Origin of the sequence: Maribellus sediminis, assembly GCF_011799805.1 — a bacterium.
Lineage (GTDB): Bacteria > Bacteroidota > Bacteroidia > Bacteroidales > Prolixibacteraceae > Draconibacterium > Draconibacterium sediminis_A.
In genome coordinates, this window is record NZ_WXUB01000004.1 from 222,556 (window position 1) to 248,428 (window position 25,873).

Here is a 25,873-nt window from a genome sequence, read left to right on the forward strand (position 1 = left end):
GGGCAGTATAAATCAAATCCAATACATAGTTGCGGCTTTAGGAAATCAATTTCAGAAGCGCCTTCCTATCCACTTTAAAAGACTCGTTTCTAGGAAATTCCTGAACGAAATAAATTTGTTTGGGCAGCATTTTTTTATCGAAATGTGGAGCCAGTTGTTTTAGGATTTGGTCAACATCTTTTGCTAACGAAGATTCCACAGCCAGAATCATTTTTTGTCCGAGTAATTCATCCGGAACTCCAATAACGGCACAGGGCATATCAAGTATTTCCTGAAACTTTTTCTCGAGCGATTCAGGTTGTATTTTAAGTCCACCTGAGTTAATTACATTATCGAAGCGGCCCAGCCATTTAAATTGATTGGGGGCTATGAATTCAACACTGTCGTTTGTGATCAGTTTCTCCGGCAAATAAGAGGTTTTAATAACCAAACAATCTCTTTCGTCGCTTGAGAGTTGCACGCCGCGTAAGGCCATAAAATGCTGCTCACGATCTTTCCCGTTTATTTTTTTGAGGGCAACATGTGAACTGGTCTCAGCCATTCCATAAGTTTCGTAAACTTCAGTATCGACAGTTTGAAGTTGTTGCAACAATTCATTTCCGGTTTCGGCGCCACCAAGAATCAACGTTTTAAGCTTTGGCCATTTTTTATTTTCAAGTAAATGAGTCGCCTGCATCGGGACCATGGCACAAAAATCAATGTTGCTGATTCCCGCGAAATCCGGCGTTCCACCAGGCTCGATAAGGTGCAATTTTAATCCTGCAAGCAATGCGCGAACCACCATCATTTTACCCGCGATATATTGAATCGGCAGGCAAAGTACAGCTACATCATCTTTTTTTAGATGAAAGAAATCGATGGTGTTTTGGGCAGAGGCCAGCATGGCTGATTTTGGTAATTCTATATTTTTAGGGGCGCCGGTGGTTCCTGATGTGCGTTGCAAAATGCTATCCGAATCCGACAGGAAATCAAGTATGAAACGGTACACATCCAGTTTCCAAACAGGATCTGTTCCGGCTTGTATTTGAACCTCGCAATAAAGGATCAGCTCGGCTAATTCAAAGTACCGCTTATCAAGCGTAAGTCCTTTTATTTCCGAATTCATTTTCATAGCTCAGCCAGATTCCAGTTGATGTTGGGATTGTACCGGATATAACCTTCCGAGACATACAATGGGCTGTAGATATTATTGGTGAACAATGCACCAGTACCCAATCCCTGAAAATTGGAAGTTCCCAAAGTCGCGGTCCATTGTGCAATCGCATTCAATCCGATATTGGACTCCAAAGCCGATGTTACCCACCAACCGATTTCGCGCTCTTCTGCAAGCGTAATCCACTCTTCAGAGGCATTGATTCCACCTGTTAAAGTCGGTTTCAGAATAATATATTGTGGCTTGATCTCATCCAGAAGTTTTGCTTTCTCTGAATAATCCGTAATTCCAATCAACTCTTCATCAAGTGCAATTGGCAGCGGTGTTGCAACACACAATTTCCTCATTTCTTCCACCTGATTGGCTTTAATCGGCTGCTCGATTGAATGAAGTTTGAATTTTGCAAGTTCCTCCAAAATTGAACGTGCATTCCCAGCTGCAAAAGCGCCGTTGGCATCCACCCTGATTTCGAGCTGTTCCACCGGAAACCGTTTCCTGATCGATTTTAGTATATCGAGTTCCGATTCAAAATCGATGGCTCCGATTTTTAGTTTCAAACAGGTAAAACCGGCTGCCAGTTTCTCTTCCACCTGGTGCAGCATAAATTCTTTATTGCCCATCCAAATCAGACCATTAATCGGAATGCCAGCTTCTCCCGAAGTAAATTCAGAAGGGTATAACAAAACCGGTGATTCCGATTTAAGTCCTATCAATGCTGTTTCGTAAGCAAAACGAAGCGCCGGAAAATGAACCAGATCCTTTTCATCTATTGTTTCGTTTCGATTAATGTTTCGAACGAGTTCAGCTATTTTTTCTTCCAATTCAGGAATTGCATCCGGGCTTAATTTTGGGATAGGTGCAATTTCTCCGATTCCTCTTCTCGAAGGATTTGCAGAATCTGTCAGTGTAAGGTAAAACACTTCCTTTTTGGTAAGCACACCGCGCGAAGTGCCTGCAGGCAGTTTAAAATTTAAAGTCCGTTTTGAAAAGGAAGCCTGTATCATTTTATTAGAAAAATTCCCAGCGAATAGGTCACCGAAAAGAAAAAGGTGGTAAGCGCCAGTACTTTCAGTTGATTGTTCAGTTTATCGGGTACATGGTTTTTGAAAACCTCATACAAATGAAATCCGAGCGGAAAAACCGAAAGCAAAAACATCAGCTGGTATACCGATTCCCAGGTTCTGATGACATAAATAAGCGATAAAAGCGGGGAGAGGATGATCAGCGAAGCGTGATAGATTTTTGCTTTGTGTGAGCCCATCCGAACGACCAAAGTTCGTTTTCCGCTGGCGGCATCGTTTTCAATGTCGCGCATGTTGTTTAGATTCAAAACGCCTGCACTTAGCAATCCTACTGAAGCAGCAGGAAGAAATAGTAAGGGATCGATGCGGTTGGTGTGCAGAAAATAAGTTCCGCAAACACCGAGTAGTCCAAAGAAAATGAAAACGAAAATATCGCCCATGCCCGAATAACCGTAAGGATTCTTTCCAACGGTATATTTTATAGCGGCAACAATGCTGGCTATCCCCAATACAAAAAACAGGATGATCATTCCTGCATTCGCTGTTTTTATCCCGGAGAAAATCAATAATCCCCCTGAAATCAACGAGAGAACGACGAAAAGTGCAATCAGGCGTTTCATCTCTGTTTTAGAGATTTTTCCGGCTTGAACAGTTCGCAATGGTCCGAGTCGGTTTTCGTTGTCGGTACCGTGTTGCGAGTCGCCAAAATCGTTGGCCAGGTTCGAAAGTATTTGCAGAAATATGGTGGTAGAAATTGCCAGCCCAAACACCAGCGAATTAAATTGTCCGTCGGCATAGGCCAGAAAACTTCCGAGTATTGCACTCGACAATGCCAGCGGCAAGGTGCGCAACCTGAAAGCTTCTATCCAGAATTTCAACTTCTCCATACCTTTAAATTAAGGAAATTTCGGGTATTTCTGAAAATCAGGATCCCGTTTCTCCAAAAATGCTCTTTTACCTTCGTGCGCTTCTTCGGTCATGTAGTAAAGCATAGTGGCGTTTCCGGCAAACTCCTGCAATCCGGCCTGACCGTCAAGTTCAGCGTTTAATCCGGCTTTAATCATACGCAAGGCCAGCGGACTGCGTTGCATCATTTTTTTCGCCCATTCCACCACAGTGTCTTCCAATTGGTCGAAAGGAACAACTTTGTTTACGAGTCCCATATCCAGTGCTTCCTGTGCCGAATATTGTTCGCAAAGGAACCAGATTTCGCGGGCTTTTTTCTGTCCGACAATTCGCGCAAGGTACGATGATCCGAAGCCGGCATCAAAGCTTCCCACTTTCGGGCCGGTTTGTCCGAAGATTGCGTTCTCTGATGCAATACTTAAGTCGCAGATCACATGCAGCACATGCCCTCCGCCGATGGCATAACCATTCACCATGGCAATCACCGGTTTCGGGATCGAGCGAATGTGCCGTTGCATATCAAGAATGTTCAATCGCGGAACACCGTCGCTGCCAATGTAGCCGCCAAAATTTTTCACATTCTGATCGCCACCGGCACAAAAAGCCTTGTCGCCTTCGCCGGTAAGTACCACCACAGCAATGTTGGCATCTTCGCGGCAGCGCACCATCGCATCTATCATTTGCTGCGTAGTATCGGGCGTAAAAGCATTCCGGTAACGCGGGCGGTTTATTGTAATTTTGGCAATGCCTTCAAAAAACTCAAATTTAATTTCGCTGTATTCTTTAAGGGTTATCCACTTCCGTTCCATAATTTTCATTTAAAAATTTGAAAAAATCTTTTGTTATCTGTGGCTCTCCGTTATTTGGAGTTCTGATTTCAAGTAATTCAGTCTGCTCGTTGTTTTCCATATTTTGAATGCAAGCAGGAAGTTCTTTTTCTGAGGTGCAAAGCTGATAGTTCAACCCAAAAGCTTCGCTCAGTTTTTGATGATCGACCGGGTGATGTGCATTAACCAACGGCAAAAATGCTTCGTGTTCCGATGGTCCTTTTAGCAGATGAAAGATTCCACCGCCTTCGTTGTTCATCAGGATGATCTTCAGGTTCTTAGGCAGGTCGCGGTTCCATAAAGCATTCGAATCATACACAAAGGCAAGGTCGCCAATTATGGCATAAACCGTTTCATTGGTTTTCGAGGCCAGCCCGGCTGCCGACGATAAACTACCGTCGATTCCGGAAACGCCCCGGTTGGAATAGTATTTTCTTTCTTTCTGACCGAAATATAAGAGGTAGCGCACAACGCTGCTGTTCCCTGCAAAAACAGTCGCGTTTTCAGGTAAATATTTTGAAATATTTCTGAAAACCTGCAAGTCTGAATAAGAAAGATTCTCAGTATACTTTCTTGTCAATGCAGTAGCATTTTTAGTTTCCTTTTCCCAAAACTGTTTAAAAGAACTTTTGGTTGAAGCTGCATCTGCATTCAAACTCTGAAAAACTGCTAATGGTTTGGTCTGAATGTGAGTGCTAATATTCTGGAATGTATCAATGAGTTCCTGCTCAGGTGAAATAAACCAGAATTTTGTGCTGTTTAAATCGCGTAGAAACAATTTGATCTTTTTTGAAACTACCTGTCCGCCAAAGTAGATGACCAGTTCCGGAATGGCTTCGGCCGGATATTCAACCTTGCTGTTCAGCGTCACTTCAGGATTTGAAATGGTAGCCACTTCTTGCAGGTTCGATAATGGTTCAGCAACAACTACCAATCTCGGATCGCCAGACAGTTTTTGAATTTCGTGTTTCAAAGCTGCAGCCGGAGAAAGTTGACCACAAACCAGCATTATCGATTTCGCTTGCTGCCATTCTGCTGCAATAGAACTGTTTTCAGCAAAAATACTTTCTATTTCAACTTTCTGAATTACAGAAAGATTCTTTGAAAATTCAGGTAATTTATCATACAGCGGTTCCCGCAACGGAACATTTACGTGAACCGGTCCCGGATTTCCTGAAAGTGTTTTATGATAAGCTTCGTTAATTGTCCGTTGCGCCATCCAAAGATCGTCTGAATGAGCGGATTCAACCGGAAGTGAATAACTTGCTTTTATGTAATTCTGATACACATTCTTTTGCTGCATTGCCTGGTTATCCTGCTGCCCGATCCATTCTGCAGGGCGGTCGGCAGTAATGACCAAAAGCGGAACCTGCTGATAAAAAGCTTCGGCAATTGCCGGCGCGTAATTTAAAACCGCTGTTCCCGATGTTGAGATCAGTACTGTTGGTTTTCCTGTCTTTATCGATTGACCAAGAGCAAAATAGGCTGCACTTCGTTCATCTACCAGACTTTTACAGGCATTACCAAATCGTTTATAGAATGCCCTGATCAAAGGTGCGTTTCTTGAGCCGGGAGATACTACAATATCTTCGACTCCATGGGTGAAAAGCAGCTCTGCGAGATCGGTAATATGTTGCAGCTGGTGCGCCATTCGTTTATTGAATTTCCCGGATTACCGAAAGCAGCGTGCTGGCTTTTATTTCGGTTTCGTACCATTCGTCTACCGGATGTGAATCGATGGTGAGGCCACCGCCCGAATACAGAACAATGTTAGAGCCGGCAATTTTCATACACCTCAGGTTGACAAATAGCGTTACGGGCTGTCCCATACCTACCGGTCCTAAAAAGCCACTGTAGTATTCGCGGTTATGCTTTTCAACTTCGCTGATTATTTGCAGTGCTTCTTTTTTCGGAAAGCCGCACACTGCCGGCGTAGGATGCAGGTTGGTGATCAGGTGCCCCAGGTTGCCATTCGATGGCCCTGAAACCGAAGTAAAATCGGTTCGCAAGTGCAGCAGATTACCTGCTTTTTTTACGTAAGGCCCTGTATGAGTAATATTTTCCCAGTGGTTGGCATTCAACACACTGTTAATGTAATCGGTAACGTATTGTTGCTCCAGAATTTCCTTGCTTCCCCAGTTTTCTATTGAGCGGTATTTATCTGTGTTTTCCTTTGTTCCGGCTACCGAGGAAGTATAAAATACTTCGTTGTTCAGCACCGCAAAGGGTTCTGGCGTAGCACCAATCCATAATTTTCCGGGCGTGTTGAAAATATAAATAAACGCATTCGGAAAACGGTCACACAATTTTGATAGCAATTCAGGAATATGTCCGGTCAGGTTGTTGTTTACAATTTTAGTACGACTCAGCACAACTTTCTGAAAATCGTTATTCTTGATTGAGCCGATTATTTTTTCGATCTGTCCGAGGTATTCGTCCTTGCTTACTTCGTACGGAAGTTCCTCGTTTGAACTGGCTTTATCCGAATGATTTATTTGAATGAGCTCATCGAATTGCTCTTCGCTTACTTCACCTTTAAAATAAAAATCGGGTTGAATCAGAAACATCGGATTTTCAGCCGACTGAATAAACGGAGCTACTAAAAAACCGTTCAGGGATGTAATATTCGCCAGGTTTTCTACCGGCAGAATTTCGTGTTGTTGTTGTACAATGAGTTCAGGTTTGGATTTATTGGGTAAGCGATAAGCCGCAAACGTCAGATTATTTTCCAAACAAACTGATAGGGTTTCCTGAATTGATTTTATTGATGTTTTTACCTCCCTCATTCGTTCTCCTCTTTCTTTTTCTCAACAACCATATTAGTAACCCTTACTGTCGAAATAAGTTTATTATTATCCGCAGTAATTTTTACATCCCAAATATGTGTTGTTTTTCCCTGATGGATCAGCCTGGCATTGGCAGTCAGTACTCCTTTGGTAACTGTTGAAACATGATTTCCCGAAATTTGCATGCCGAATACATTGAATTTTTCGCGATCGACGAGGATGTACGAACCTGCTCCGGCCAGTGTTTCTGCCAGCGCCAGCGAGGCTCCGCCATGCAGAAACCCATTGGGTTGGCTGGTTTTATTACTTACTGGCATCGTAGCCTGAATACTGCTTGATGTGGCAGCTGTAAACGTAATACCCAGTAACCCAATCATCGATTGGGCACAAAATTCATTCAATGCTTTTATCTCATCCATCCGTTTTGTCTACTTGCAGTCTGTTATGCAATTATAACAATTACTGCGAGTTTTAAAAATGATATCGAAGCGACAAAAATAATAAAACAATTGGTAGCGAATAAGTCAGCTTTAAAAAAACGAATCAGAAGAGGAGGGTAAAAGCAGTGTTGCCGGGTTGGGTTTTTACTTTTAGCGATCCGCCATGCAAGAGCATAATTTGCCTTGAAAGACTTAAGCCAATACCAGACCCGGACTCTTTTGTGGTGAAAAAAGGAATAAATATCTTATCGATCAGTTCATCCGAAATGCCGGGGCCATTATCGCTTACCGTAATTTCAATGCGCCTGTTTTCGTTGTAAGCGGCAGCAAGCTTAATTTGACCGTTTTCCGTGTTTTTCAGGGCTTCAACCGCATTTTTCAGAAGGTTGATGAGCACCTGCGATATCTGCTTTTTATCTGCTGATATTTCGAGATTAGCGGGATTTACCTGCGAATCGATTTGAATATGACCGGTATTTGCTTCTATTCCCAGAAGAATAAGTGTCTGCTCAAACAGTTGGCTAACCTTGATCGTTTTTTTGTCGGGTTGCGGAATGCGGGTCAGTTTTCGGTAGGTTTCCACAAAACTTATCAAACCGGTTCCCCGTTCGTTAATCACTTCCAAACCTTTTATGGTGTTGGAAATGACTTTTTCTGAAGGTGGATTTCCATCCAGGTTTTTATAAAAGCCCAGAATGGATTGCGAAAGCGAGGTGATCGGGGCCACCGTATTCATGATTTCATGCGTTAACACGCGGATCAGTTTTATCCAGCTTTCCAGTTCCTGCGACTCCATTTCGTTTTTAACATCCTGAATGGTGACCAGCGTAAGATTGTTGCTTGCGGTATTAAAATGTGTCGCTTTCAACGACAGCTGAACCGGTCCGTTTTTACTGTTGATGCTTACCAGTCGGTTGTCGCCGGGCTGAATTTCTTTCACGGCCAGAAACAACTTTTTATCGATGCGCGTCAGCTGGTCGATGTGGTTGAGGTGTTCGTTTTGTAAAAGCCGCTTTGCAGAGGTGTTCGCCAAAAAAATATTACCACGGCTGTTGTAAGTGATAATTCCTACCGTCACCTGCTCTAGTATGGTTTTAAAATATTGTTCCTGTTCTTCAAGATCGAATTTGATGTGTTTGATCAGATCATTCAGGTTATTGAGGCTGCTGTTCAGCTCATTCAATGATCTGTTGCCGGTTTTTTCCGGAAAATTTAAGGTGGAATCATCATTTCGAACGGCATCGAAAAAGAAGGCAATCTGGCGGTTAGTGCGGTTCAGAAAATGAATCAGCTCAGTGGTTTGAAGAATGAGAATAAAACAAAAGAAAATGCTGATCATTTGAACCCCGTTGCCAAAAATAAACCAGCCAAGAAGCAGGGCGTTCGCCAAAAGCAAAAGCACACGTACAAGTATTTTGTAGTAAAAGTTTCGGCTGGCCATCGTTTTTTAAAGGTTGTATTTTTTCATTTTGTTGTACAAGGTCTGTCGTGTAATTCCCAACTGTTCTGCCACTGCGGTTAAGTTATTGCGGTTTCGCTGTAATAACCTCGAAATCATTTTAATTTCCATTTCCTCAATTGTCCCGTCAAAAACATCATTCAAACCGGTCATCGACGGTTTAAAAAAGAAATCGTCAGGTGTCAAATCATTGGTATCGCTTAAAATTACAGCTTTTTCAATGGTATGTTGCAGTTCCCTCACATTTCCGGGCCACTGGTACGAAACAAGTTTCGACATCCCCGACTGTGTTATTCCCAGGTTCGGTTTGCGGTATTTGTGGCTGTATATCGATACAAAATAATTGGCAATGGCTTCAATATCTTCCGGGCGCTCTCGTAACGGGGGAATTTCAATTTGAATGGTATTGATTCGGTAGAGTAAATCTTCACGGAACGTTCCCTCGTTTACCATTTTATCGAGGTTGCAATTGGTGGCACAAACCAGGCGCACATCCACCGGAATGGTTTTATTTGAGCCGATCGGTGTAACCAGCCGGTTTTGTAAAACCGACAGCAATTTAGGTTGAAGGTGGAGTGGAAGGTTGCCTATTTCATCGAGGAAAAGTGTGCCGCTGTTAGCATTTTCTATTTTCCCGGTGCGGTCTTCGCGGGCGTCGGTAAAAGCTCCTTTTTTATGGCCCATCAGTTCGCTTTCGAAAAGCGTTTCGCTAATGGCACCCATGTCAACTGTTACCAGAATTTCCTCCGAACGTTTTGATAAGCGGTGCAGTTCGCGCGCGATTAGTTCTTTACCCGTACCATTATCGCCGGTTATCAGTACGTTGGCATCGGTTACGGCTACTTTTTGCACCAGGTTCATAATGTGCTTCATTTGCGGCGATTGCGCAATAATGAAATGATTCCCTTTCTTTATTTCGCCTTTTAGTGCACGCTGTTTTTGCTTCAGTTTTACAATTTCCTTTTTCGATTGCTGCAACTTCAACACATTGCGGAGGGTAGTTTTCAGTTTATCGTTATCCCATGGTTTTAGAATAAAATCGGTAGCTCCCTGTTTTAGCGCTTTCACTGCTAATTCTACATCGCCATAAGCAGTAAAAAGCACCACTTCCAGCTCGGGCTGAAGTTCTTTTATGCGCCCCAGCCAATACAATCCTTCGTTGCCGGAATTTACCCCGGCCGAAAAATTCATGTCGAGTAAAATAACATCAAATCCCTGGCTCTCCACCAAGGATGGTAGCTGATTCGGATTTGAAATAGTGACGATTTCTTCAAATTCATCCTGAAGTAAGATATCCAGAGCACTCAGGATGCTTTTGTTATCGTCGACAACCAGTATTTTGCCTTTTGACATGGTTTGTTGTTTATGTGGCTAAAGCCAAATTTGTTTTATTTCATTTACCGTGGTTAAAACCGACGGCAATAATTCACTGTTTTACAATCTTTTCCTATTGCCTAAGCTCGATGGCAGCAATTTTGAGTTTCAAAATTTTTCAATCTATTCCCGTTGGCTTTAGCCAACGGATGAATATTGTTTAAAAAACTGGCTTTAGCCACATTACCTCTTTTCCCTGTTTTCAAATTTGATGCAAAAGTTTTCGCTTAACATCCTACAGTGTTTTAAAGCATTGCATTTCAGTTTATTATCATTTTCTCAAAGGTACACCCAACAAGATATTATTCAAATGAACTGTCAAAAAAATTTACACAATTTGTCAATTTTATTTACAGCGCATATATGCTGTTCGAGTTAATCGATTGATAATCAGCTTTTAATATTGTTGGCACTTTTTTGGCATTAGTTACAGAAAACTATGAATTTGCTATGCTAAAAAATATTCTTTCAATTTTAGTTCTCTCGGTAACGGTTTCCTTCAATGCCGCACATGCTCAGGATTCCTGGTCGTTAAACGACTGCATCAGCTATGCCATGGAGAACAACCTTGATATAGAATCTCAAAACATTACCACTCAGAAATACAAGGAAGCACTTAATCAATCGAAACGAAACCGACTTCCATACGTCAGCGCCGGAACCGGTTACAATATAAGTTTTGGCCGGTCAGTCGATCCCAACGATAATACTTATACCACTAACAGTTATGCTTCAAATAGTTATTCTGTAAATGCCGGGATGCCAATTTTTGCTGGTTTTATAATGAACAATAAGGTTGCCTACAACCGTTTTATGTACCTGGCAGGTGTTGAGAATGAGAAAAACCTGCGTGTTGAGATTGGTTTTCAGGTGATGGAAGATTTTCACAATGCACTTTATTACAAGGGCTTTCTTGAGATTGTTAAGGAAAAAAAGGAACTCTCGGAACTCAACCTGAAAAAGGTGCAAAAGCAAGCCGAAGTTGGATTAAGCGCACGTACCGAATTACTTGAAATTGAAGCCCGTCTGGCCGATGAAGAGCTACTGGTTATTCGAACCGAAAACAGTTACAGAGCAGCTTTGTTGAATTTGAAGCGAAGCATGAATTTTCCGGTTAATGAAGATTTGCAGCTTGAAGACATTAAGGATTCAGAGTTGATTGAATACCCGGTGTATGAAAATGCCGACAGTGTATTTATGCTGGCTATGCAGTTTTTGCCATCAGTACGCGCTAAGATGCAACAGTTGAATGCGGTTGAAAAGGCACTGTCGATTGCAAAAGGTGGTATTTATCCTTCGCTGAATTTAAGCGGTGGTTACTACACCGGTTACACCGAAACAAGTACCGATCAGGACGGAAATATTATTGGATTTAAAAGTCAGTTTAAAAACAATGCTTCGCAGTCGGTTGGAGTTTCACTTTCGGTACCTATATTTAACCGTTGGGCATCGCGTTCCGAAATCAAGCAGCAAAAGCTGAGCCTGGAAAAAGAAAAGGTGGATCTCGAGAATTTCAAAAATCAGCTGTATTACGAAATCGAATCCTATTGTCAAGATTTATCTGCCGTTTCAGCCGAATACCTTCAGGCTAAAAAACAAACCGAATCGAACCAGCTGGCATTCGAGGTCGCTGAAAAGAAAAAGGAGCAGGGCATGTTTAACATTATTGATTTCTATGCCAGCAAAAATTTGCTTTCGAATGCACAAAGCGAATTGCTTCGTACGAAACTTATGTATCTGATTAAAAGAAAAACCCTCGATTTTTATATGGGGAAAACAATATTTCAAACAGAACCAAATAATTAAGTTGCAGCTATGGGAATGGACAGGAAAATTGAGAAAAAGAAGGGCATCAGACCCAAGCACATCATTTACGTGGTGGGGGCACTGGCCTTTGTATTCCTGATGTTTAAAATTTTAAAAGACGCGAATGTTTCGTCTTTAAAAGTTGACCGTGATAAAATTACTATCGAAGAAGTAAAGTATGGCGAGTTTAACGATTACATAAGAACCAACGGAACTGTTGAGCCGATTTCAACCATTTACCTCGATGCCGAAGAAGGCGGGCAGGTGAAGGAACGCTTAATAGAGGAAGGGGCCGATCTGAAAAAAGGAGATGTAATATTAGTACTCGAAAACCGGTCTTTATACCAGGAGATTATGAACAGCGAGTCGAACCTGGCGCAAAAACAAAATATGCTACGGCAAACACGAATAAGTTTCGAGTCGGCCCGCATTGAATCGAAACGGTTGCTGCTGAATTCGGATTTCGATATCATTAAAAAGAAAAGAAACTACGAGCAGCAGCAGGCTTTATACAAAGATGAACTGGCATCGAAGGAAGATTACCTGGCAGCAAAAGAAGATTACGAATATGCTTTTGAAATGCAGAAGATCAACAGAATGAAGGCTGACAACGATTCGATGATCATGGCCACAGAAATGATCCAGCTGGAAGAGGACCTGAAAAAGATGCAGAAAACGCTCGACCTGGTGTACGAACGACTGGACAACCTGAATGTAAAGTCTCCTGTAGACGGTCAGCTCGGAATGCTGGATGCTGAGATTGGGCAAAGTATTGGAAGAGGTACCCGAATCGGACAAATAAACGTGCTCACCGATTACAAAATAGAAGCACTGATCGATGAACATTATATCGACCGCGTTCGGGCAGGTTTAAGTGCAACATTCGAGCGCCAGAACAGTCTTTTTAACCTGAAAGTGAAAAAGGTTTATCCTGAAGTTCGTAACTCTCAGTTCCAGATCGACCTGGTGTTTACCGATGAGCGGCCAACAAATATCCGTACCGGGCAAACGTATTACATCAACCTGCAGTTGGGACAGCCGGAGCAATCGACACTTGTTAGCCTCGGTGGCTTTTTTAACAGCACCGGCGGACAATGGATTTATGTAGTTGATCCTTCGGGAGCTTTCGCTACCAAGCGAAACATCAGAATTGGCCGCAAAAATCCGAAATTCTATGAAGTTCTCGATGGTCTGCAGGACGGAGAGAAAGTAATAACTTCTGGCTATGATTTATTTGGCGACAATGATAAACTGATACTTCGCTAAGAGCTAAGAGCAAAGAGCCAAGAGAGAATAGTTCATTAGGTGGGATATAAATAAGGATGGAATTGAGATAAAAAGACAATTAGAATATTAACCAAATTGGTAAAAGAGAGATGAGAATTTTCACCTAGCTCCTTGCTCTCTGCCCCATGCAAAAACTAAAGTTATGGCACATTTCAGATTTATGGATTTGGATATTTGGAAAGAATCGATCGAGATGAACGACCGCTTATTCGACTTAGCTGAAAAGCTGACGGATGCAAAAAGTTTTCGTGTTGCCGAACAGTTGCGAAGTGCATCATTAAGTATTTCCAATAACATCGCTGAAGGTTCAGGTTCCTTTTCAGATAAGGATTTCGCCAATTTTTTGAATTTCGCCAGAAGGTCAGTTTTTGAAACTGCCAACATTTCATTTGTTGCTTTCAGAAGACAATTTATAAAGCAGGAAGAATTGGACCATATTTTAAATGATTTAGATGCGCTAAGCAGAAAAATTACAAATTTCAGAAAATCAATTTTAAAAAATACTAATTGAAAGTGAAGCGTGATTGGGTTTAACACTTAGCCCTTTCCGCTTTGCTCTAAGCAAATTGTACTATGATCAAGACTGAAAAACTAACAAAAATCTTCCGTACTGAGGAAGTGGAGACTTTTGCTTTAAATGAAGTTGACATTGAAGTAAAAGCCGGAGAATTTGTAGCCATTATGGGGCCATCAGGTTGTGGTAAATCAACCTTGCTGAATATTATAGGGTTACTCGATAATCCGAGTAAGGGAAATTATTTTTTCGACGGCACCGAAGTTGGTAACTACAAAGAACGCCAGCGCACCATGATGCGCAAGGGAAACATCGGTTTTGTTTTCCAGAGTTTTAACCTGATCGACGAACTCACAGTTTATGAAAATGTTGAGTTGCCGTTGATCTACCTGAAAAAGAAAGCCAGCGAGCGCAAGGAAATGGTAAATGCCGTGTTGGAGCGCATGAAAATCGGACACCGCGCCAAACACTTTCCGCAACAATTATCCGGCGGTCAGCAACAACGTGTTGCCATTGGTCGTGCTGTGGTTGCCAACCCGAAACTGATCCTTGCGGATGAGCCTACCGGTAACCTTGATTCTAAAAACGGCCTCGAAGTCATGAACCTTTTAACAGAATTAAACCGCGAAGGAACAACCATTATTATGGTAACACACTCGATGCACGATGCAGGTTTTGCTCACCGTGTGATCAACCTTTTCGATGGCCAGGTACTGACAGAAAACGTAAACGAAAGAATGGCTGAAATACTCTAGGAGCCAGACGGAAAAGTAGATTTGGAGTCCCGGATGGACAACGTTTCGAGAAGTCCAAAATAATAATTCTAACACCGTCCCAATGGGACTTTTGCCAACGCAGTGTTGCCTTTGCTACCAATACATCGTGCCGCTGGCACTTAAAGAAGTGAAGAGAAGGGAAAGGGTACAATTAAACCCCCAAATTATGAAAGGAGAAAGTCGCATAGCGACGCAGTTATGGTAGAAGAGATAATAACAACGAAAACAAAAATCGCATAGCGATGGTGTTTTAATACAATGAATAATTATTCGTTCCATATGGTATCAACAAAGAAATAGAAGATGGCTAACACCTTTACGCAAATGAATGTACATGCCGTTTTTTCTGTAAAAGGAAGAGGCAATTTTATTTCAGAAAAATGGAGAGACGAATTACACCGGTATATCGCCGGCACATTAAAAGAAACCAATAATTATTCCTTGGCGGTTGGTGGCTATAAAGATCACGTACACATATTTTTCGAATTGAATCCTTCCATTTCGGTTTCTGATGTTTTGAAAAATGTAAAAGCCAAATCGTCGAAATGGATTAATACAAAGGATTTCGTTAGTGGTAAATTTGAATGGCAGGCGGGTTATGGCGCATTCACCTATTCACGCTCTCAAAGAAACAATGTTATCAGTTATATTATGAAACAGGAAGAACACCATGGGAATCAATCTTTTAAAGCTGAATACCTCGAATTATTAAGAAAGAACGATATAAAATATGACGATGCTTATTTGTTCGAATTTTATGATTGAAACTTACAACCTCCCGATGGGACTTTTGCCAACGCACTGTCGCCATCGCTACCAAAACTTCGTGCCGCTGGCACTTCGAGAGGTAGAATGCAAGTTGCTAAGTCCATAAATGGCGCTGAAAACGAATAAAAAGTCGCGTAGCGACGCAGTTCTGGTAGAAAAATAATAACGAACAGAAACAAAAATCGCGTAGCGATGGTGTTTTAAAAACAAGTATGAAATTTTCGAGCAGAATCAGAAAACAAACTAAAAAACAACGAGGTAATGAACTTCTTAAAACTCGCAATACGACGACTATTTCGAAAAGGTGAACATACAACCACACGCATTATATCTTTAACCGCCGGCTTGGCTTTTGGGATTTTGCTGTTGTCGGAAGTGTTGTATTATTACAGTTTCGACAGTTTTTATCCTGATGCCGGACAGGTTTATATCGTTCAGGAAAGTTTCAAGCAGGATAAATCTGCCAACAAACTGGAAACATACCCGAGAGTGAGTGGGGCAGTGGCTCCTGGAATGAAAGCTGAAGTTCCCGGCATTGAAGCTGCTACCCGCCTGAATAGCATTGGTTCATCGGTATTTTATACCGAAGATAAAAAAAGCTACAAAGCAGATTTCTCACTGGCCGACGAATTTTTGTTCGATGTGCTTCCACGGCCAATGATCACCGGAAATGCGAAGGAAATTCTCAAAAGTCCGATGACTTGTATGGTATCGAACAAGGTTGCCGCTGAAATGGGAGGCGACGTTACCGGGAAAGTAATCGAACTTAAAACGTACCCCGACAGGAAACTTACCATTGGCGGTGTTTTTGAGGAATTGCCCGAAAACACCAATTACGAGTACGATGTGCTGATTTCAATGAGTTCCACCGGCCGCTTTTTCGCTTACGATGGTACAACGAACTGGCTGGGAAACGACCGTTATTATGCGGCAGTGAAACTGGCAGCGGGTGTAAAACCTGAAAGTTTGGCGCCCGCCATTCGCCAAATGCAGGTGAAATACCAGGACATTGAAGAGCTCGAAAAACAACAGGGCGGTTTGGTGTTGAAATACACGCTCGAACCCATAAAACGCATGTATTCTTCGGGGGTAAAAGACATGATCATTATTTTGGCGACCATTGCCTTTGCTGTTCTATTTGTTTCGTTAATGAATTACACTTTGCTGACCTTGAGTGCATTGATTAAGCGTGCCAAAAGTTCAGCCATTCATAAAACCTGCGGAGCACAGTCCAGAAACCTGCAGCAGATCATATTCTCCGAAACATTTATTCTGTTCGCGATCTCGCTGATTGGTGCAATTATCCTCATTTGGGTGTTACAACCGCTGGCCGAGGCCCAGGTTGGGCACAGTTTGGCTTCGGTTTTGAATCCCATCGTCGTTCTGCCATTGATCGCACTGATTATTCTCCTGGTGGTTTTAACCAGTTACCTGCCGGGGCGTTTCTTTTCGCGTATTCCGGTGGCAACCGCATTTCGCAATTATCAGCAAAAAAGAAACAGGTGGAAACTGGTACTGCTTTCGTTCCAGTTTTTGGGTGCTTCCTTTATCCTGACAACACTTGTTATTGTGACCATGCAATACAACGGTGTTCTCGAAGCCGACCACGGTTACCGGTCGAAAGGCGTTTATTATGCTTCTACAAGTGGAATGGACGCCGGAAAAATTTCAACGGTGATGAACGAGTTGAGCGCTGTTCCCGGAATTGAAACTGTTGGCCTTGGATTTGGTGTCCCCATTGAAGGAGCATCGGGGAATAATGTCTATTTAGTTGACGACGACAAAGAACTGTTCAACATTGCAGACTTTTATTTTGTGGATGAAAACTACCTTTCGATATTAAATATTCCGGTTACTGAAGGTGAGGATTTTGCTTCGGATAATGCGGTTACCAACGATGTGCTGATCAGCAAGAAGGCTGAAGAGAAACTGAAGGTCTTCAGTGGCTGGGAAAATGTAGTTGGAGAACAGATTCGGATAAGTGAGCACGGACAGACGACGATTCGTGGTGTTTTCCCTGATTTTATTGTGAAGAATATTATTGATCCCGATCAGCGGCCATCGGTCTTTTTCTATTACCCGCGTGAAAAGTTTGAACAAGTAAAAGCGCAACGCTCATCGTTTTCATTCTATGTGCTGGTAAAAGCAAAGGAAAATGCTGAAACCGGGATGCTCGCAACTATCAGCAGCATTTTTAACCGCTTTCTGCCTTATCAGGATGCCGTGGTAAAAAGCCTCGAAATGGAACAAAAGTATTCTTACCAGGATGCAAAAGGTTTCCGAAATGCGATGATGGCCGGAAACGCGATCATTCTGTTGATTACTGTTATTGGTTTGCTGGGTTACACCTCCAACGAAGCAGCGCGCCGAAGAAAGGAATTGGCTATCCGGCGGATTAATGGCGCCAACTTGCGCGATATCCTGACGGTGTTTATCGCCGATTTGGAGTACATCGCTATTCCTGCGGTTTTGCTTGGATTAAGCGGAGCCTGGATCATGTCGCACAAATGGATGCAGAATTTTGCGGTCAAAGCACCGATCCACTGGGGAATATTTGTGGCTTGCAGTCTCTTTGTTTTGGTAATGGTGGCTTTTATTGCCGCTGTAAATTATACGCGATCGGCGAATAGGAATCCTGTTGAAGCTCTCCGATATGAGTAGACAAAGTCGCAGCGCGACGCAGTTATGGTAGAATGTGATGATGATTCAAATTAAATCGCGTAGCGATGGTGTTGTAGGTAATAACGAATGAAACAATTAATGAAGATGACGATAAATTGAAATAGAAATAAACACCGTCCCTACGGGACTTTTGCCAACGCTGTATTGCTATTGCTACCAAAACATCGTGCCGCTGGCACTTATAAGTACGGAGGTATAAAACGAAATCCCGATTGAAGCATCAGGATCGAAGCATTTCGGTACGAATTAAGTTTTAGGATAAGGACCACAGAATTAAATGATTAGAAATATATAAAAGTAAAAATCAAACCAAAAATCGTCATTCAGAAGGATTAAAAGAAAAGGCGGGATTGAGCGAATGACTAGTTAAACAGCAATTTTGAAAGATTCAAATACTGATGATAAAATCTTAAATACTAATCGCCATGTTTAAAAACTACCTGAAAACTACACTCCGCTTTTTAAAACAAAACAGGCTTTTTGCCGGCATTAATATTCTCGGTCTTTCGCTCGCCCTGGCTGCCTCCTTTATTATTTTGTTGTACATCATAAATGAAATTAGCTACAACCGGGGCTACGAAAACAGAAAGCAAATATACAGGGTTGTGAATAATTACCTTGAGTTTAAGAACACCATGGCCGGAACGCCTTATGTTTTGGCCTCGGCCATAAAAGACGAATTTCCTCAGGTTGAATATGCAACAAGGGCAAGATTTATGCGGGGATTCAGCCTTAAATTGAACGATGAATTTATCCCGGTTTACCAGACTGTAGCAACCGATTCTGAAATTTTCGAGATTTTTAGTCTTTCATTAAGCGGCTCAAAAGACAACCTTCTCGACGATCGAAACTCCATTGTATTATCACGGAAACAAGCAGATAAATTTTTCCCCGATCAGGATCCTGTTGGGCAGGAAATAATTGGAATGGCTAATGGACAGGAACAGTTATTTATTGTAAAAGGAGTATTCGATGATATTCCGATAAACTCAACTTTAAGAGCCGATTGCTTTATAAACAGCACGTGGACGCTTGAGCCCATCAATCAGGCATTCAGGGTTACAAATGCCGATGTAAACTGGGATCTTGATTTTTGGAATACGTGGGTTATGCTAAAACCCGACGTTGATCCGGCAGCACTCGATCAGCAATTTCGCGACCTCGAGCTTAAAAATATGGGCGAGAAGCCAACAAAAAATTATGAGCTTCAAAGTTTGTCTGATATCTACCTGCATTCTGCCGAAGTTATGAATTCGGGCATTCAGGGAAGCATGAAGAATATTCGGATTTTCTCGGCGATAGCCTTGCTTATCATTCTGGTGGCTGCTTTCAATTATATCATTTTATCAACTGCGGTTTCTTCGGGCCGTACCAAAGAAATTGGAATACGGAAAACCAACGGAGCAGCTGTAAATTCTATTCGAAACCAGTTACTGGGTGAGGCCTTATTCCTTTCGCTGATCGTGTTGCCCATTGCCTTGGGGCTGGCTTTGCTGGGTAAACCTTATGCCGAAAAACTGTTTGAAACCAAGCTTTATATTCTTCACTCCAATATATTGGTTTACATAGCAATTTATTTGTTGTTGACAGTTGTAATCGGTTTAATTTCAGGGTTGTATGTTTCATCCTTTTTGTCGAGGTTGAACGTGATCAGTATTCTGAAAAATGAAGTTACATCAGGGAAAAGGAGATCGTTTTTAAGGTATTCACTTATTGTGGTGCAGCTGGTTATTTTCTGCTCGTTTATATCCGGGACATTGATTATCCGCTCGCAATATAAATTTGCGTTGAAAAAGGATCTGGGCTATCAGAATAAAAACATCTTATTGTTCGAACTGGGGCGTAATTTCAAGGAGTACAGTGCATTTATAAACGAAATTAGTACGCTGCCCAATGTAATCCAGGCAGCCGGAACGATGCATGGGCTTCCCATGCAGGGCTCAATGTCGATGATGATTCCAAGGGAAGATGACCCAACCGAAAAGGTTAAAGTTGAAGGGATGGCCGTTGATTACAACTTTACCGAAACCATGGGCCTGAATATTATTGAAGGCCGGAGTTTTTCAGAAGAATTTGGAAGTGACTTGAACGGTTCAGCCATATTTAACGAAACTGCGATAAAAGACCTGGGAATTACTAATCCGGTTGGGAAACAATATGCCGGGAAAACGATCATCGGGATTGTAAAGGATTTCAACCTGCATTCCATCCACAGCGACATCCCCCCGATCATGATCACGATGACCGATAAATACATTCAGCAGGTGGCGATTAACTATGTTCCCGGTACTTTGGATAATCTGCTACCGATGCTGGAAACAAAATGGAAAGAGATGGCGCCTGACCGCTCATTTCAGTACCAACCCATTGAAGATCTGATTGAACAGATTTATGCTTCTGAAAAAAATCTGAGTACAATCATTTCAATATTTGCCCTCTTCTCTTTGATTATTGCCGCTTTCGGTTTGTTTGGTTTGACTTTGTTTATTGCAAAAACACGGACGAAGGAAATAGGTATTAAAAAGGTATTTGGCAGCGCAGAGAAAACCATTGTTTATTCATTTTTAAAAGAAAATTTTATAATGGTTGTTATCGCATCGCTACTGGCCGTGCCGGTAACGTATTACTTTATGAACAAGTGGTTAAGCAACTTTTCGTACAAAGTCGGCATCAATTTCGGCTTTTTTGTAATTGCTTTCATCGTCGCGGCAATCGTGGTTTTGCTTACCGTGTTGTTTCATTCCTATAAAGCATCTCGCATTAATCCTATTGAAGCTCTCAGATACGAATAGTAGTTCACCCCAAACCCCTGAAGGGGCTTAAAAAAAATGATGAGTATAAACGATAACTTAAAATTTGGACCAATTAAAAGGAGATGTATAACCAGCCAATCGGAGATACAATAAAGTCCCCTTTAGGGGATTTAGGGGTAAAAAGATTGGAGGACAGCACCAACATATCCCGGTTGAAGTATTGGAATAAATGTACTGTGACTCGAATTGTAAAATAAACCAGAATGATCATACGCTTTGTAATACGAAACTTAAAGAAACATCCTTTTCTTAATTTGATTAAGGTGCTCGGACTGGCACTGGCTTTAACCGGAATTGTATTTATATCGCTTTTCCTGAAAAATGAATTGAGCTATGATGCCTACCATAAAAATTCGGACAGGATTTATCGATTCACCATTACAACTCCGGAGTCTTTTGGAAACGGTCATTTTGCACGTTTTTACAATGCGCAACAAATTCCGCAACTTGCCGATTACTTTTCTGATATTGACGAGTTTGTGAGATTGGCTCCGGTGCGTGGTGGTGTTGTGTTACACGACGAAAAATATTACGATGTAAACGAAGCGTTTGAATGCGACAGCACTTTCTTTTCGGTTTTTGATGCTCCGCTACTAATTGGAAACAGTAAAACCGTATTGGAGTCACCTGCCTCGATGGTGGTTTCCGAATCTTTTGCTAAAAAAGTTTTTGGCAGTGAAAATCCGGTTGGTCAGGTGATATCCATTCCGCCGGGACAGTTTTATGCCGATAAAACCGATTATACGATAAAAGGCGTGATGAAAGACTTTCCGCAAAACAGTCATTTTCATCCCGATTTTATTGCCACGCTCGCGCAGGGAGAAATGCAGGGCTGGGCATTTAGCTATTTCTTGCTGGCACCCAATGCCGATCCGCAAAATATTACGTCGCGTTACGCCGAATTCATAGCGGCCAACAGCAATATGACGGCAGATCAGGTAAAGACAAAAGCGCATTTGCAAAACATAACCGATATCCATTTGCACTCCGATAAACTTCGTGAAATTGAGCCAAACGGAAACATGACGAACATTTTTGTGCTGGCCATCGCAGCGTTGATTCTGTTGTTGATTTCAATGAGTAACTATGCCGGCCTTAACCTGGGAATGGCCGGTTTCAGCGCTAAGTTTATGACGATGAATCAAATTCTGGGCGCGTCGAAACATGCCGGATTACTGTATTTTATTGCCGAGAGTTTATTCATAGTTACGGCTTCTATTTTGCTGTTCGTCTTGTTTTCTATTCCTGTGCATTCGCTTATTCAAAGTCATTTTGGAGTCGATCTTCTAAACGGAAACCTGCTGCCCTTGATTCTGATTGTTATACTTTTCAGCATGTTGGGAATTCTTTCCGGATTACAGCCCGTACTGAAACAAAACTTTGACCGCTTATTTTCATCACTACGAAATTCAAAACCGCTATTCTCAAAAAGTGTTTCAGTAAACAAAGGAATCATTGTGTTTCAATACACCTTTGCCATTGCACTGATTGTGGCTGTTCTGATCATCTCGCGGCAAACCAATTTTGCCATGAAAAGCTCGATGGGGGTGCAGGAAGACAACGTTGTTTGTTTCGAATCGGTACATGCCAGCGTCCAGCAAAAGTTCGATGTTTTCAAAGCTGAACTTTTGAAATACAATTCCATCGAATCGGTATCGGCAATGATGGAGCCTCCCGGCGGAGAAGCCAACGACATGTTCGCTTTCGAACTGGAAGGATACGAACAAGAGGAAAATTCAATGGAAAAATTGGGGGTTTTTCCCTGCGATTATTCATTTGCTTCGCTTTTCGACCTCACGTTTTTAAGCGGTACTAACTTTTCAGCGGATAACGCAGATGCCGAAGGTTCGGGTGAGTACATTATCAACGAGGCGGCGATGCACCAACTGGGCTACGCCGCCCCTGATTTGATTGTTGGAAAAGAATTTCAGCTTATTTCTCCGGTTCCGGCCATTACCATTCCAAAAGGGAAAATTACGGGTGTGGTAAAAGATTTTCACCTTTCGAGTATAAAGAAGAAAGTAAGGCCACTTGTATTTTTTAAACGTGAAAATCTGTGGCTGCTCAATTTTGTGGTTTCGTACAAACCGGGCATGAAAGAGGAAGCCGTCCGCGACATGCAAACCGTTTGGACAAAACTATTTCCGGCCTATCCTTTCAATTACGAATATGTGGGTACGATGTACAAGGCAGTATACAAAACTGAGATTTTGCAGGCCCGGCTACTTTCTGTTTTTACGCTATTATCCATTTTCATCTGCTCAATGGGATTGCTTGGACTTTCCTTGCTGATCAGCCAACAGCGCACCAAGGAAATCGGGATCAGGAAAGTGAACGGTGCAAATGTGTTGGAAATTTTGGCCATGCTCAATAAAGATTTTGTAAAATGGATTGTGCTTGCGTTTGTGATAGCCACGCCTGCTGCCTGGTACGCCATGAATAAATGGCTCGAGAACTTTGTCTACAAAACTAACCTGAGCTGGTGGATTTTTGCCTTGGCAGGATTACTGGCACTTGGAATTGCATTATTGACAGTAGCGTTTCAATCGTGGCGGGCAGCAACCCGGAATCCTGTTGAAGCCTTACGCTATGAGTAATATACCCCAAACCCCTGTAGGGGCTTTGGGCCTGAGAATAGAATTGTAGTTGGAGCTACAATGAAATAGAAATATGATAAATGATATTACACTAATCGGAATACAAAAAAGTCACCTTTAGGGGATTTAGAGGCAATAAAAATGAAGGACTTAACTAATTAGAAGTGGCAATAAGCGATAATGCTTCAAATTAAACATTGCAGAGCCTCATTTTTTTAAAAAGCAAATATGCTGAGAAATAATACTATAAAAACCAATAACTAAGATGTACAATCTAAAATTCATAGTACGGCGCTTGTTTAAAGACAAAGTCTTTTCTCTGATTAATATTTTTGGTTTGGTGATCGGAATTTCTTCTTTTCTGATTTTATTCATTCACGTTTCAAACGAAAAGAGTTTCGACAAACACATTCCCGATCACAAAAATATCTATCGGGTAACTTCCATTCCGGGTGGACGCGACAATGCCGTGTGGGCGAGAAGCATGGGCATTGTTCATTCTGCCTCGGCTGAAATTCCTGAGGTAAAACTGGCCACGCAGTTTACACATTGCGACCTGGGAACCATAAAACTGGGAGAAAATACCTTTTCGCAGAAAAATATAATGTCGGTAGATGAGGCATTCTTTAAGATGTTCGACGTGCAGGTAGTTGCCGGCGATGTGTCAGAATTGTTGAAACCAAACACGGTTTTTGTTACTGAGGCATTTGCACGCAAACATTTTGGAGAGCGATCGCCTATCGGTGAATTGATCAACGTTCAGGCTTTGCAGTATTTGCGCGATCTGGGCGATTACGAAATCCGCGGAATAGTGAAGAATACGCATCCCAAAACACATTTTCGTTTCGAGTTGCTGTTGTCGCAAAACGGAGCCTTACACGAACGTTATGCCTCGCTGCCTGATCGAAAAATCCAGTGGACCTACAACTATTTCGAACTTCAGAATGGTGCCGATCCAAAACTTGTTGCCGATAAGGTAAGCGTTTTTTACGATGCCAGCAGTTTGAAAACAATACCCGGCCCGCAGGAATACGCTTTTTACTTATTTCCGATGGATGATATTCATTTGAAATCGGATTATCGCTTTGAATTACGCGAAAGTTCCAGCAAAATAAACATCACTTTGTTCATCCTAATTTCCTTTGTGATATTGATGATCTCCTTGCTGAACTTTACCAATCTTTCGATTGCCAAGCTGATAAAACGATCGCAGGAACTTGGTTTGAAACGCTCGATCGGAGCGAGCAGCAGGCAGATTCTTGCCCAGGTTCTTCTCGAGGTGACTGTAATCTGTGTTGTGGCAATTGGCTTTTCCCTGCTCACCATCGAAGTTTTGGAACCTGTAATCAATCGCTTATTCGAGATTGATTTCCGTGTATATTATAACGAACCTATTGTTTATTTGACCATGGCCGGAGTCTTGATTAGCTGCCTTCTGCTGACCGCGATTTTTGTTGTTGGATTTTTACTGATGCGAAATACAACGATCGATATTCTGGCAGGCCGTAACAATTTTACAGGAAGTTATGTGCTGAAATCGCTGCTGGTGGTGCAGGTTGCCATTGTTATCGTATTGATATCGGGAACTTTTCTGGTAAACAAACAAATAAGTTTTGTACTGAATAAACCGCTGGGTTTCGATAAGGAAAATGTGGTGGTTCTCAATGTGAAAGATTTATCAAAAGATCCGGCCGTTTTTGCGCGCGAACTCGAAAAACAAACGTCCATTGAATCGGTGGGATTAACCATGCAGCATTTTGGCTACCCGGCGCAGGGCATGCCGCTCGATGGCCTTGGACTCGAAGGTTCGGCAGAATTTGTTTTTGCCAATTACGATTACCTGAAAACAATGAACATCAAATTGGTTGAAAACTGGATCACTCCGGGTACCGACACCGTGAGGGGGATGGTTATCAATAATCACCTGTATAAACGTTTGCTTGAACGACACGGCAGTATGGAAAATCTCAAAGCTTATTCGGATGCACAACCACTTGGACCCGGAGAAACACGAATTAACTTTATAGGCGTTGCCGAAGATTTTAACTACAGTTCGGCACATGAAAGCATTGGCGATTTTGCTTTCTGGCTCGATGAATCGAATAATCGTGCGCGTTTTACGCATGTTCGTATCAATAATCTTCTGGGCGGAATGGATGCCATAAAACGAGGCTGGAACACCTATTATCCGGGGCAGGAACTGGACTATTTCTTTCTCGACGACAGGCTCGCGGAACAATACAAAGCTGAGACCATACTTAGCCGGATTCTTTTTGCTTTTTCGGCCATCGGAATATTTATAAGTATGATCGGGATAAGTGCCATGGCGCTCTTTATTTCGCAGCAACGCACCAAGGAAATTGGTATCCGGAAAGTTAACGGAGCAACAGTCTCAGAAATTTTAGGACTGCTCAACCAAAGCTTTGTACGTTGGGTGATAATTGCTTTTGTATTTGCAACGCCGATTGCCTGGTACTCCATGCATGAATGGCTCGAAAACTTTGCCTACAAAACCACTTTAAGCTGGTGGATTTTTGCATTGGCCGGTATGCTGGCTCTGGGAATTGCGCTTCTAACGGTAAGCTGGCAAAGTTGGCGGGCAGCCACAAGAAATCCTGTTGAGGCCTTACGATACGAGTAAGGGGTAGATCCCGACAGCATCG

Annotated in this window: 18 protein-coding genes; 9 read left to right on the forward strand and 9 right to left on the reverse strand. The window is 42.2% G+C overall.

Features of this window, described 5'->3' with window-relative positions; all coding sequences use genetic code 11:
- Positions 1–37: 37 nt before the first annotated feature.
- From HFD85_RS15930 to HFD85_RS15970, 9 genes are all read right to left on the reverse strand, one after another.
- Positions 38–1,111, reverse strand: a complete 1,074-nt coding sequence (locus HFD85_RS15930; protein ID WP_167612065.1) for an AMP-binding protein — start codon at positions 1,109–1,111, stop codon at positions 38–40.
- On the reverse strand, positions 1,108–2,157 hold the full coding sequence (gene menC, locus HFD85_RS15935) for an o-succinylbenzoate synthase (RefSeq protein WP_167612069.1): 1,050 nt from the start codon (positions 2,155–2,157) through the stop codon (positions 1,108–1,110). Before menC ends, HFD85_RS15930 begins: the two co-directional genes overlap by 4 nt.
- Positions 2,154–3,062, reverse strand: coding sequence for a 1,4-dihydroxy-2-naphthoate polyprenyltransferase (locus HFD85_RS15940; RefSeq protein WP_167612071.1), 909 nt, complete (start codon positions 3,060–3,062; stop codon positions 2,154–2,156). Before HFD85_RS15940 ends, menC begins: the two co-directional genes overlap by 4 nt.
- A gap of 9 nt (positions 3,063–3,071) precedes the next feature.
- On the reverse strand, positions 3,072–3,890 hold the full coding sequence (gene menB / locus HFD85_RS15945) for a 1,4-dihydroxy-2-naphthoyl-CoA synthase (protein ID WP_167612072.1): 819 nt from the start codon (positions 3,888–3,890) through the stop codon (positions 3,072–3,074).
- Positions 3,865–5,559, reverse strand: coding sequence for a 2-succinyl-5-enolpyruvyl-6-hydroxy-3-cyclohexene-1-carboxylic-acid synthase (gene menD / locus HFD85_RS15950; RefSeq protein WP_167612076.1), 1,695 nt, complete (start codon positions 5,557–5,559; stop codon positions 3,865–3,867). The genes menB and menD overlap by 26 nt, the downstream gene beginning before the upstream one ends.
- Before the next feature lie 4 nt (positions 5,560–5,563).
- Positions 5,564–6,694 (reverse strand): chorismate-binding protein, encoded by a 1,131-nt coding sequence (locus HFD85_RS15955; protein WP_167612079.1) that lies wholly within the window; start codon positions 6,692–6,694, stop codon positions 5,564–5,566.
- Positions 6,691–7,113: a PaaI family thioesterase gene (locus tag HFD85_RS15960; RefSeq protein WP_167612082.1), complete on the reverse strand. Its 423-nt coding sequence runs from the start codon at positions 7,111–7,113 to the stop codon at positions 6,691–6,693. Before HFD85_RS15960 ends, HFD85_RS15955 begins: the two co-directional genes overlap by 4 nt.
- 124 nt (positions 7,114–7,237) lie before the next feature.
- Complete coding sequence (locus HFD85_RS15965; RefSeq protein WP_167612085.1) at positions 7,238–8,575, reverse strand: sensor histidine kinase; 1,338 nt, start codon at positions 8,573–8,575, stop codon at positions 7,238–7,240.
- A gap of 6 nt (positions 8,576–8,581) precedes the next feature.
- Positions 8,582–9,946 (reverse strand): sigma-54-dependent transcriptional regulator, encoded by a 1,365-nt coding sequence (locus HFD85_RS15970; protein ID WP_167612088.1) that lies wholly within the window; start codon positions 9,944–9,946, stop codon positions 8,582–8,584.
- Between the two features lie 471 nt (positions 9,947–10,417).
- Here HFD85_RS15970 and HFD85_RS15975 point away from each other — a divergent pair, with 471 nt between their 5' ends.
- The 9 genes from HFD85_RS15975 (at position 10,418) to HFD85_RS16015 (ending at position 25,851) form a co-directional block, all read left to right on the forward strand.
- Positions 10,418–11,773, forward strand: coding sequence for a TolC family protein (locus HFD85_RS15975; protein WP_167612091.1), 1,356 nt, complete (start codon positions 10,418–10,420; stop codon positions 11,771–11,773).
- A gap of 15 nt (positions 11,774–11,788) precedes the next feature.
- Entirely contained in the window at positions 11,789–13,039 is a 1,251-nt protein-coding gene (locus tag HFD85_RS15980; RefSeq protein WP_167612094.1) for an efflux RND transporter periplasmic adaptor subunit, read from the forward strand.
- A 163-nt stretch (positions 13,040–13,202) separates the two neighbouring features.
- Positions 13,203–13,571: a four helix bundle protein gene (locus HFD85_RS15985; RefSeq protein WP_167612097.1), complete on the forward strand. Its 369-nt coding sequence runs from the start codon at positions 13,203–13,205 to the stop codon at positions 13,569–13,571.
- A 62-nt stretch (positions 13,572–13,633) separates the two neighbouring features.
- Positions 13,634–14,329, forward strand: a complete 696-nt coding sequence (locus HFD85_RS15990) for an ABC transporter ATP-binding protein (RefSeq protein ID WP_167612100.1) — start codon at positions 13,634–13,636, stop codon at positions 14,327–14,329.
- Positions 14,330–14,653: 324 nt separating this feature from the next.
- A complete protein-coding gene (tnpA, locus tag HFD85_RS15995; protein WP_167612103.1) occupies positions 14,654–15,115 on the forward strand; it encodes an IS200/IS605 family transposase in 462 nt (153 codons plus the stop codon).
- A 264-nt stretch (positions 15,116–15,379) separates the two neighbouring features.
- Positions 15,380–17,779 (forward strand): ABC transporter permease, encoded by a 2,400-nt coding sequence (locus HFD85_RS16000; protein WP_167612106.1) that lies wholly within the window; start codon positions 15,380–15,382, stop codon positions 17,777–17,779.
- A 446-nt stretch (positions 17,780–18,225) separates the two neighbouring features.
- Complete coding sequence (locus tag HFD85_RS16005; RefSeq protein WP_167612109.1) at positions 18,226–20,592, forward strand: ABC transporter permease; 2,367 nt, start codon at positions 18,226–18,228, stop codon at positions 20,590–20,592.
- A 224-nt stretch (positions 20,593–20,816) separates the two neighbouring features.
- Complete coding sequence (locus tag HFD85_RS16010) at positions 20,817–23,210, forward strand: ABC transporter permease (RefSeq protein ID WP_167612112.1); 2,394 nt, start codon at positions 20,817–20,819, stop codon at positions 23,208–23,210.
- A 265-nt stretch (positions 23,211–23,475) separates the two neighbouring features.
- Entirely contained in the window at positions 23,476–25,851 is a 2,376-nt protein-coding gene (locus HFD85_RS16015) for an ABC transporter permease (RefSeq protein WP_167612115.1), read from the forward strand.
- Positions 25,852–25,873 lie beyond the last annotated feature (22 nt).

What these genes read in the sequence shown, in the direction of transcription:
- HFD85_RS15930 (WP_167612065.1), bottom strand. Translation starts at nt 1,111, where the DNA reads ATGAAAATGAATTCGGAAATAAAAGGACTTACGCTTGATAAGCGGTAC.
- menC (WP_167612069.1), bottom strand. Translation starts at nt 2,157, where the DNA reads ATGATACAGGCTTCCTTTTCAAAACGGACTTTAAATTTTAAACTGCCT.
- HFD85_RS15940 (WP_167612071.1), bottom strand. Translation starts at nt 3,062, where the DNA reads ATGGAGAAGTTGAAATTCTGGATAGAAGCTTTCAGGTTGCGCACCTTG.
- menB (WP_167612072.1), bottom strand. Translation starts at nt 3,890, where the DNA reads ATGGAACGGAAGTGGATAACCCTTAAAGAATACAGCGAAATTAAATTT.
- menD (WP_167612076.1), bottom strand. Translation starts at nt 5,559, where the DNA reads ATGGCGCACCAGCTGCAACATATTACCGATCTCGCAGAGCTGCTTTTC.
- HFD85_RS15955 (WP_167612079.1), bottom strand. Translation starts at nt 6,694, where the DNA reads ATGAGGGAGGTAAAAACATCAATAAAATCAATTCAGGAAACCCTATCA.
- HFD85_RS15960 (WP_167612082.1), bottom strand. Translation starts at nt 7,113, where the DNA reads ATGGATGAGATAAAAGCATTGAATGAATTTTGTGCCCAATCGATGATT.
- HFD85_RS15965 (WP_167612085.1), bottom strand. Translation starts at nt 8,575, where the DNA reads ATGGCCAGCCGAAACTTTTACTACAAAATACTTGTACGTGTGCTTTTG.
- HFD85_RS15970 (WP_167612088.1), bottom strand. Translation starts at nt 9,946, where the DNA reads ATGTCAAAAGGCAAAATACTGGTTGTCGACGATAACAAAAGCATCCTG.
- HFD85_RS15975 (WP_167612091.1), top strand. Translation starts at nt 10,418, where the DNA reads ATGCTAAAAAATATTCTTTCAATTTTAGTTCTCTCGGTAACGGTTTCC.
- HFD85_RS15980 (WP_167612094.1), top strand. Translation starts at nt 11,789, where the DNA reads ATGGACAGGAAAATTGAGAAAAAGAAGGGCATCAGACCCAAGCACATC.
- HFD85_RS15985 (WP_167612097.1), top strand. Translation starts at nt 13,203, where the DNA reads ATGGCACATTTCAGATTTATGGATTTGGATATTTGGAAAGAATCGATC.
- HFD85_RS15990 (WP_167612100.1), top strand. Translation starts at nt 13,634, where the DNA reads ATGATCAAGACTGAAAAACTAACAAAAATCTTCCGTACTGAGGAAGTG.
- tnpA (WP_167612103.1), top strand. Translation starts at nt 14,654, where the DNA reads ATGGCTAACACCTTTACGCAAATGAATGTACATGCCGTTTTTTCTGTA.
- HFD85_RS16000 (WP_167612106.1), top strand. Translation starts at nt 15,380, where the DNA reads ATGAACTTCTTAAAACTCGCAATACGACGACTATTTCGAAAAGGTGAA.
- HFD85_RS16005 (WP_167612109.1), top strand. Translation starts at nt 18,226, where the DNA reads ATGTTTAAAAACTACCTGAAAACTACACTCCGCTTTTTAAAACAAAAC.
- HFD85_RS16010 (WP_167612112.1), top strand. Translation starts at nt 20,817, where the DNA reads ATGATCATACGCTTTGTAATACGAAACTTAAAGAAACATCCTTTTCTT.
- HFD85_RS16015 (WP_167612115.1), top strand. Translation starts at nt 23,476, where the DNA reads ATGTACAATCTAAAATTCATAGTACGGCGCTTGTTTAAAGACAAAGTC.